Consider the following 8,950-nt stretch of genomic DNA (forward strand, 5'->3'; position numbering starts at 1 on the left):
GCCTCGAGACGACTTCCAGATAACGCAAAGGAACCTTTCTCGATGGGTGAATTAGCCAAAGAGATCCTGCCGGTCAATATTGAAGACGAGTTGAAACAGTCCTACCTCGATTACGCCATGAGCGTAATTGTAGGTCGAGCATTGCCGGATGTAAGGGATGGCCTCAAGCCAGTGCATCGTAGGGTGCTGTTCGCCATGTCCGAACTGGGCAATGACTGGAACAAGGCGTACAAGAAATCTGCCCGTGTGGTAGGTGACGTTATCGGTAAGTATCACCCTCACGGTGACTCTGCTGTATACGACACCATCGTTCGTATGGCCCAGCCGTTCTCTCTCCGGTACCCGCTGGTTGATGGTCAGGGTAACTTCGGTTCCATCGACGGTGATAACGCGGCCGCCATGCGTTACACCGAAATCCGCATGGAGAAAGTGGCTCACTCGCTGCTGGCAGATCTTGAGAAAGAAACGGTTGATTTCGTCGATAACTACGACGGTTCCGAGCGAATTCCGGAAGTTATGCCTACCCGGGTACCGAACCTGTTGGTGAACGGTTCCTCCGGTATTGCCGTTGGTATGGCAACCAACATTCCACCGCACAACCTGACTGAAGTCATTAATGGTTGTCTTGCCTTGATTGAAAATCCGGACCTGACCATCGATGAGCTGATGGAACACATCCCCGGCCCGGATTTCCCGACTCAAGGCATCATCAATGGCCGTGCGGGCATCGTTGAAGCATACCGTACAGGCCGTGGCCGGATTTACATTCGTGCCCGTCACGAGGTCGAGCATGATGCCAAGACCAAGCGCGATGCCATCATCATTACGGAGCTGCCGTACCAGCTGAACAAGTCGCGTCTGATCGAGAAGATTGCGGAACTGGTAAAAGAGAAACGCCTTGAGGGCATCACTGAATTGCGTGACGAGTCCAACAAGGAAGGCATCCGGGTTGTTATTGAGCTGCGTCGTGGTGAAAACCCGGAAGTTGTGATTAACAACCTGTTTGCGCAGACCCAACTGCAAACCGTGTTCGGTATTAACATGGTTGCGCTGATCAATGGCGAACCAAAGACGCTGAACCTGAAAGAAATGCTGGATGCGTTCGTGCGCCACCGCCGTGAAGTGGTGACTCGCCGTACCATCTTTGAGCTGCGTAAAGCTCGTGAGCGTGGCCATATTCTGGAAGGTCTGACTGTTGCTCTGGCCAACATCGACGAGATGATTGAGCTGATCAAAGCCTCTCCGACCTCGGTCGAGGCGAAAGAGAAGTTGATGAGCCGTGGTTGGGCTCCCGGTGATGTTCTGGCCATGCTGGAGCGTGCAGGAGAGGACGCTTGCCGTCCGGATGACCTGCCGGAAGTCTACGGTCTGCGTGACGGCCTGTATTACATGTCCCCTGAGCAGACTCAGGCGATTCTGGACATGCGTCTGCACCGCCTGACCGGACTGGAAACTGAAAAGCTCCAGAACGAGTACAAAGATATTCTGGAAAAGATCGCGAACCTGTTGGACATTCTTGGCGATCCGGATCGTCTCATGTCGGTTATCCGTGAAGAGTTGGAAGCGGTTGTTGCTGAATTTGGTGACGAGCGTCTTACTGAAATTACCAGTTCCCAGCGCGATCTGACCATCGCCGACCTGATTGATGAAGAAGATCTGGTCGTTACCATTTCTCATACCGGTTATGCCAAAACACAGGCCGTCGAAGACTATCAGGCCCAGCGCCGCGGTGGTCGTGGTAAAGCGGCGACGGCCATGAAAGACGAAGACTTTATCGAGAAGCTCTTGGTGGCGAACTCTCACGACACTATCTTGTGCTTCTCGAACCGTGGCAAGGTTTACTGGCTGCGCGTTTTCGAGATACCTCGTGGTAGCCGCGGCTCCCGTGGTCGCCCAATGGTTAATATTTTGCCGTTGGACGGGGATGAGCGTATTACCACGTTCCTGCCGGTTCGTGATTATCCTGAAGATCAGTTCGTGCTGATGGCAACGTCTGCAGGTGTCGTCAAGAAGACGCCTCTGCCGAACTTCTCCCGTCCGCGCAGCAGCGGTTTGATTGCGCTGAACCTGGACGAAGGTGACACCTTGATCGGCGCAGCCATCACCAATGGCGATGCCGAAGTTATGCTGTTCTCGACCGCTGGTAAGGCGGTTCGCTTCAACGAAGAGCAGGTTCGTCCGATGAGCCGGACCGCCCGTGGTGTTCGCGGTATCAAGATGCCGGAAGGTCATCATGTGGTGTCGTTGATTATTCCGCAGGAAGGTGGGGTGTTGTTGACAGCCAGTGAGCACGGTTATGGTAAGCGTACCGCCATTGATGAGTTCCCGGCCTATAGCCGCGGCAGCCAAGGCGTCATCGCTATGCAGTGTTCTGAGCGTAACGGTAATCTGGTAACGGCCCTTCAGTTGTTTGAAGGCGACGAGATGATGCTGATCTCTGATAAGGGCACGCTTGTGCGCACCCGTACAGATGAAGTGTCGGTTCTTAGCCGTAACACCCAGGGTGTGCGCCTGATTCGTTTGGCTCAGGAAGATGAACGACTGGTCGGTGTTGAGCGTATCGCGGAATCCGATGACGAGGATGAAGACGGCGCTGGCGTTGAAGGTAATACAGAGTCAGGTGCTGATGAAGGTGCCGCAGGCGAGGAAACTGAAGAATGAGCAGGGCGTTTAACTTCTGTGCCGGTCCGGCTGCGCTGCCGGAAGCTGTGCTGAAGCAGGCAGAAAGTGAGCTGCTGGATTGGCGCGGCACTGGCATGTCAGTGATGGAAATGAGTCACCGCAGTGACGAGTTTGTATCCATCGCTGAGACAGCCGAGAAAGATCTGCGAGAACTGGCTGGTATTTCAGATGATTACGCCGTCATGTTCATGCAAGGTGGCGCTTCCAGTCAGTTCGCGACTATCCCGCTGAACCTGATGGGTGAGAATGCCACAGCAGACTACGTAAACACCGGGATCTGGTCCAAGAAAGCCATTGCTGAAGCTAAACGCTTCGGCAATGTGAATGTGGCGGCCAGCTCGGAAGACAGCGGTTTCACCACCATTCCGGATCAGTCCAGCTGGGCAACCAGTCCAGATGCGGCCTACTTGCATTACACGCCTAACGAAACCATCGGTGGTTTGGAGTATGACTTCGTGCCGGAGAGCGGCTCGGTCCCTCTGGTGGCGGATATGTCATCGACGATTCTGTCTCGCCCACTCGATGTCTCGAAGTACGGCCTGATATACGCCGGCGCTCAGAAGAATATTGGTCCATCCGGGCTGGTGGTCGTCATTGTTCGTAAGGATCTGCTGGGCAAGGCCCGCAAAGAAACGCCGACGATGATGAATTATCAAGTCATCGCCGACAACGGTTCTATGTACAACACGCCTGCGACCTATTCCTGGTACCTTGCCGGCCTAGTGTTCAAGTGGTTGAAGGAGCAGGGGGGCGTAAAGGCGATGGGTGAGATGAACGCCCGTAAAGCCAGCAAACTGTACGGCTTTATTGATGATAGTGACTTTTATGCCAACCCCATTAATCCACGTTTCCGTTCCTGGATGAACGTACCGTTCACCTTGGGGGATGACGCTCTGAATGGTGAATTCCTGAAGGGTGCGAACGCTCGCGGATTACTCAATCTAGCTGGTCACCGCTCTGTGGGTGGCATGCGTGCAAGCTTATACAATGCCATGTCGGAAGCAGGCGTGGACGCTTTGATTGAGTATATGGCGGAATTCGCCAAGGAGCGGGGCTGATCATGACCGATGAGAAGGCCCGCCTGAGCGAACTTCGGGACGAAATCGACAGCCTTGATCAGCAGATCATGAAACTGATCAGTGCCAGAGCCGCCTGCGCGCAGGAAGTAGCCCATGTAAAAATGGCTGCGAACCCTGGGCAGGATGTGTTCTTCTACCGCCCGGAGCGGGAAGCACAGGTACTTCGCAAGATTAAAGAAGCAAATCCTGGGCCCTTGCCGGCGGAAGAAATGGCACGCCTGTTTCGGGAAATTATGTCGGCGTGTCTGGCGCTTGAGAAGCCGATGCATATCGCCTTCCTCGGGCCGTTGGGTACCTTCACCCAAGCGGCTGCACTCAAGCATTTTGGCCATTCCGTCATCAGTGTGCCCATGCCGGCGATTGATGAGGTGTTCCGTGAGGTTGAATCCGGCTCTGCCCATTACGGTGTCGTACCGGTCGAGAACTCAACGGAAGGCATGGTTAACCATACCCTCGATATGTTCATGGCATCGCCGCTGAAAATTTGCGGTGAGGTTCAGCTTCGTATTCATCACCATCTGATGGTGTCCCCCCAGTTTAAAGAACACGAGATTACCCGGATCTATTCACACCAGCAGTCATTTGCGCAGTGTCGTCAGTGGCTGGATACGCATCGTGCTGGAATCGAACGGATTACCGTTTCGAGCAACGCCGAGGCGGCCCGTCGTGCCGCAGAAGAACCGGGTTCGGCTGCGATTGCCGGGGACATGGCGGCTGAGCTCTACGGTTTGGATGTGCTGTCCAGCAGCATTGAAGACCGCCCGGACAATACCACCCGGTTCCTGATTATCGGACGGGAAGAGGTCGAAGCCAGTGGTCAGGACAAGTCGTCCATTTTGGTGTCGATGCGCAACAAACCGGGCGCGTTGTATCAGTTATTGGAGCCATTCCATCGCGAAGGCATCAGCCTGACCCGCATCGAGACCCGGCCATCGCCAAGCGGCACCTGGGCTTATGTGTTCTATATCGATTTTGAAGGGCATATGTCGGACCAGCTGGCGCATAAAGTATTGGCCGAAATCAATGAAGAAGCTGTGGAGTTGAAACGCCTGGGTTCCTACCCGATTGGCGTGCTTTAAACTCAGATTGAAGTGTCCCGGAGGAATGTTGAATGGCAGTGGATTACCAGAGTCTTGCGGTGAAAGGTGTTCAGGCTCTGTCTCCTTATCAGCCCGGAAAGCCCATTGAAGAGCTTGCTCGTGAACTGGGCTTGAATCCGGAGGAGATTATCAAACTGGCCAGTAATGAAAATCCTCTTGGGCCTAGTGAAAAAGCCATGGCCGCTGCCCGAAAAGCGCTGGAAGAGTTGTGTTTGTATCCGGATGGTAACGGATTTGCGTTGAAGCAGGCGCTGGTGAACCGGTTCGGCGTGGCCATGAATCAGATTACCTTGGGTAATGGCTCCAACGATGTTCTGGAAGTGATTGCGCGTTGCTTTGCCGGGCCCGACAGTGAAGTGGTTTTCTCGCAATACGCCTTTGCAGTCTACCCGCTGGTGGCTCAGGCGATTGGCGCCAAAGGTGTGTCGGTTCCAGCAAAAGAATGGGGGCACGATCTCGATGCCATGGCGGGAGCGATCAATGCACGCACCCGGCTGATCTTTGTCGCTAACCCGAATAACCCGACCGGCACTGTCCATACTGCTGAGGCTATCGACGCGTTTCTGCAGCGCATCCCGGAGCGGGTGTTGGTTGTCTTGGATGAGGCTTACTGCGAATACCTGACCGGTGACCAATTTCCTGACGGTCTCAAGCTGCTTGAGCGATTCCCGAACCTGATTGTGTGCCGTACCTTCTCCAAAGCTTGGGGATTGGCTGCGATGCGAGTTGGTTACGCCATCAGCTCTCCTGCTATTGCCGATGTACTGAATCGTGTGCGCCAGCCTTTCAATGTTAACGCCATCGCGTTGGCGGCAGCGGCTGCCGTCCTTGATGATGATGCCTATTTGAGCCGTTCGCGCGAGGTGAATGAAGCTGGTTTGCTGCAGTTGGCGGAAGGCTTTAAGAAAATCGGGGTGGCTTTCATTCCGTCGGTAGGCAATTTCATTGCGGTTGATGTGGGCGAGCAGTCGGCCGATGTTTATCAAGCGTTGCTAAGCCGTGGCGTGATTGTCCGTCCGGTTGCAGGTTACGGCATGCCTAACCACCTGCGTGTATCGGTGGGTCTTCCCGAAGAAAATGAGCGTTTTCTGCTGGCGCTGTCAGATGCGTTACAGTCTGTGCGGAAAGGGGGCTAAGGTGGCTGATAACGCGCCTTCGTTTAAACGAGTTGCGATTATTGGTCTCGGCCTGATCGGTGGTTCGTTCGCCAGCGCTATTCGTAAGCACAAGCTGGCGGGCTCCGTCGTTGGCTTTGACCAGCGTGCTGATGAGCTTGAACTGGGCGTTGAGCTCGGGGTGATTGATCAGGCGGCACCTAGTCTGCAAGCGGCCGTCGAGGGAAGTGATCTGGTTGTGTTGGCGGTGCCTGTGCGGGCAACGCGAACTGTGTTGGAGCAGATCAAACCTTGGTTGGGGATTGATACCGTGTTGTCGGATGTGGGCAGCACGAAAACCAGTTTCGCGTCAGATGTGGAAGCGGTTTTCGGCGAGATCCCGCCGAACGTCATTCCGGGGCACCCCATCGCCGGTTCTGAAAAAAGCGGTATCCGGGCGGCGAACCCCGAACTGTTTGTCCGCCATAAAGTGATTCTGACCCCGGCGGATAACGTCGATAGTGCGAGCTTGGCTAGTTTGAGGGGGTTGTGGGAAGGCACCGGAGCGACGGTGTTGACCATGTCGGTGGCATACCATGATGAGGTACTTGCCGCGACCAGTCATTTGCCGCATTTAATAGCGTTCTCGTTGGTGGATACACTCGCTGGTGAGGATGAGAATCTGGATATCTTCCGGTACGCTGCCGGAGGCTTCAGGGATTTCACTCGTATTGCAGCCAGTGATCCCGTGATGTGGCATGACATTTTTCTGTCGAACCGCGATGCAGTATTGCGCGTGATTGACCACTTTACCCACGATTTGGGTGAACTCCGGGGTGCCATTGCCGATGGTGATGGAACGACGTTGCTCCGGGTTTTCAGTCGTGCCAAGGCGGCGCGCGAACATTTTACGAAGATGCTTTCAGGGCAGGCGTACGTGACTAACAATAGTGATCAGCAAGTTATTTTTCATATGCAGCCGGGCGGTTCTGTTTGCGGCGACATCCGGGTACCTGGTGATAAATCCATTTCGCACCGTTCCATTATGCTGGGCGCACTAGCCGAAGGCGTGACCGAGGTGAAAGGCTTTCTCGAAGGTGAGGATAGCCTTGCCACTCTGCAAGCTTTCCGTGACATGGGCGTAACCATCGAGGGTCCGGAAAACGGACTGGTCCGGATTCACGGTGTTGGAATGCATGGTTTGCAGGCGCCTCGTGGCCCATTGTATTTGGGCAACTCAGGCACTGCGATGCGTTTGTTTTCTGGATTGTTAGCAGCGCAGCCGTTCGACTCGGAGCTTTCCGGTGACGCCAGTTTGTCAAAGCGCCCGATGGGCAGGGTTGCTGATCCGTTGCGTACCATGGGAGCCGTGATTGAGACGGCCGAAGGCGGTCGCCCTCCGCTCAAGATTAAGGGTGGCCAGTCGCTGACCGGAATTCATTACGATATGCCGGTGGCGAGTGCGCAGGTTAAATCTTGCCTGTTGCTGGCTGGCCTGTACGCAAACGGTTCAACGTCGGTGACTGAGCCTGCGCCTACTCGTGATCACACCGAGCGTATGCTGCAAGGCTTCGGTTATGACGTGCAGCGGGACGGTGCGACCGCAAAAGTAATGGGGGGTGGTAAATTGGAAGCAGGGCTCATTGATGTGCCTGCTGACATTTCATCTGCGGCTTTCTTCTTGGTCGCGGCCTCCATTGCGTCGGACTCTGATCTTACCTTGCGTCATGTGGGCATGAACCCGACTCGTGTTGGTGTTATCAATATTCTTCGCCAGATGGGCGCCAACATCGAGGTGCTCGAAGAGCGTGTTATTGGTGGTGAGCCGGTGGCCGATCTGCGAGTTCGTTCTGCTGAATTGCACGGTATTGAAATACCTGAAGATCAGGTGCCGTTGGCGATTGATGAATTCCCGGTTCTGTTTATCGCGGCGACCTGTGCCAAGGGCCGCACGGTGCTTCGTGGTGCTGAAGAACTGCGGGTCAAAGAGAGTGACCGGATTCAGGTGATGGCGGATGGTTTGGCGGCGCTCGGTGTTGAAACCACCGTAACCCCGGATGGCATCATCATCGAAGGTGGTCAGGCAATTGGCTCCGGTACCGTTGAGAGTCATGAAGATCACCGGATTTCGATGTCCTTCGCTGTTGCGTCTCTGCGGGCGACAGGCCCGATTACGATTAATGATTGTTCGAACGTGACTACATCGTTCCCGGATTTCGTTGAGTTGGCAAAACAGACAGGTTTCAATATCAATACAGTAGGTGGTTCTTAATGGTAGATAGCAAGGCCCCGGTTATTACAGTTGATGGCCCTGGCGGTGCCGGTAAAGGCACGATTACCCAGATGTTGGCCCGAAAACTAGGGTGGCACTTGCTAGACAGCGGCGCCTTGTATCGCCTTACCGCCCTGGCTGCAAGCCGCCAGGGGGTGTCATTGGACGATGAAGCCGGCTTGGTGAAAGTCGCTGCCACTCTGGACGTGGAGTTCGAACCGGGTGCTGTTGGCCAACCGGTACGTGTGCTCTTGGCCGGGGAGGAAGTAACTTCCGACATCCGTACTGAGGCATGCGGTAACAACGCATCCAAAGTTGCCGTGATGCAGTCGGTTCGGGATGCTTTACTTCAGCGTCAAAGAGATTTCCAGAAGGCGCCGGGCGTGGTGGCTGATGGTCGGGATATGGGTACAGTGGTTTTTCCCGGCGCACCGGTAAAAATCTTCCTGACGGCAAGTGCCGAAGAGCGTGCTCGGCGCAGGTATAATCAGTTGAAGGAAGCGGGGGTCGATGTTACTATTGACGCCGTTTTAGACGAGATTCGGGTACGTGATGATCGGGATATGAACCGATCTGCGGCCCCTCTTAAGCCTGCAGATGATGCGCAAGTCATTGATTCTACAGGTTTGAGTATAGAAGAGGTGTTAGACAGGTGTATGGCCGCAGCAGGTCAGGCCTGACTACACCTTTTTGTCGTTGGAATGCCGGAGTCAGCAAAATATT

6 protein-coding genes are annotated in these 8,950 nt (G+C 54.7%); all 6 read left to right on the forward strand.

Going from position 1 to position 8,950, the window contains the following annotated elements:
* Positions 1-42 precede the first annotated feature (42 nt).
* From gyrA to cmk, 6 genes are read left to right on the forward strand one after another with little or no spacing between them, the layout of a single operon-like run.
* Positions 43-2,661, forward strand: a complete 2,619-nt coding sequence (gene gyrA / locus VOI14_RS13335) for a DNA gyrase subunit A (RefSeq protein ID WP_323752535.1) — start codon at positions 43-45, stop codon at positions 2,659-2,661.
* Positions 2,658-3,740, forward strand: coding sequence for a 3-phosphoserine/phosphohydroxythreonine transaminase (gene serC / locus VOI14_RS13340; RefSeq protein WP_323752536.1), 1,083 nt, complete (start codon positions 2,658-2,660; stop codon positions 3,738-3,740). Before gyrA ends, serC begins: the two co-directional genes overlap by 4 nt.
* A 2-nt stretch (positions 3,741-3,742) precedes the next feature.
* Entirely contained in the window at positions 3,743-4,840 is a 1,098-nt protein-coding gene (gene pheA / locus VOI14_RS13345; RefSeq protein WP_323752537.1) for a prephenate dehydratase, read from the forward strand.
* Positions 4,841-4,872: 32 nt separating this feature from the next.
* On the forward strand, positions 4,873-5,997 hold the full coding sequence (gene hisC / locus VOI14_RS13350) for a histidinol-phosphate transaminase (RefSeq protein ID WP_323752538.1): 1,125 nt from the start codon (positions 4,873-4,875) through the stop codon (positions 5,995-5,997).
* Complete coding sequence (locus VOI14_RS13355) at positions 5,966-8,227, forward strand: bifunctional prephenate dehydrogenase/3-phosphoshikimate 1-carboxyvinyltransferase (protein WP_416361428.1); 2,262 nt, start codon at positions 5,966-5,968, stop codon at positions 8,225-8,227. The genes hisC and VOI14_RS13355 overlap by 32 nt, the downstream gene beginning before the upstream one ends.
* Positions 8,227-8,907, forward strand: coding sequence for a (d)CMP kinase (gene cmk / locus VOI14_RS13360; RefSeq protein ID WP_323752540.1), 681 nt, complete (start codon positions 8,227-8,229; stop codon positions 8,905-8,907). Before VOI14_RS13355 ends, cmk begins: the two co-directional genes overlap by 1 nt.
* Positions 8,908-8,950: the final 43 nt, after the last annotated feature.

It is taken from the genome of Marinobacter sp. (assembly GCF_034669625.1).
In the GTDB taxonomy this organism is placed as follows: Bacteria; Pseudomonadota; Gammaproteobacteria; order Pseudomonadales; family Oleiphilaceae; genus Marinobacter.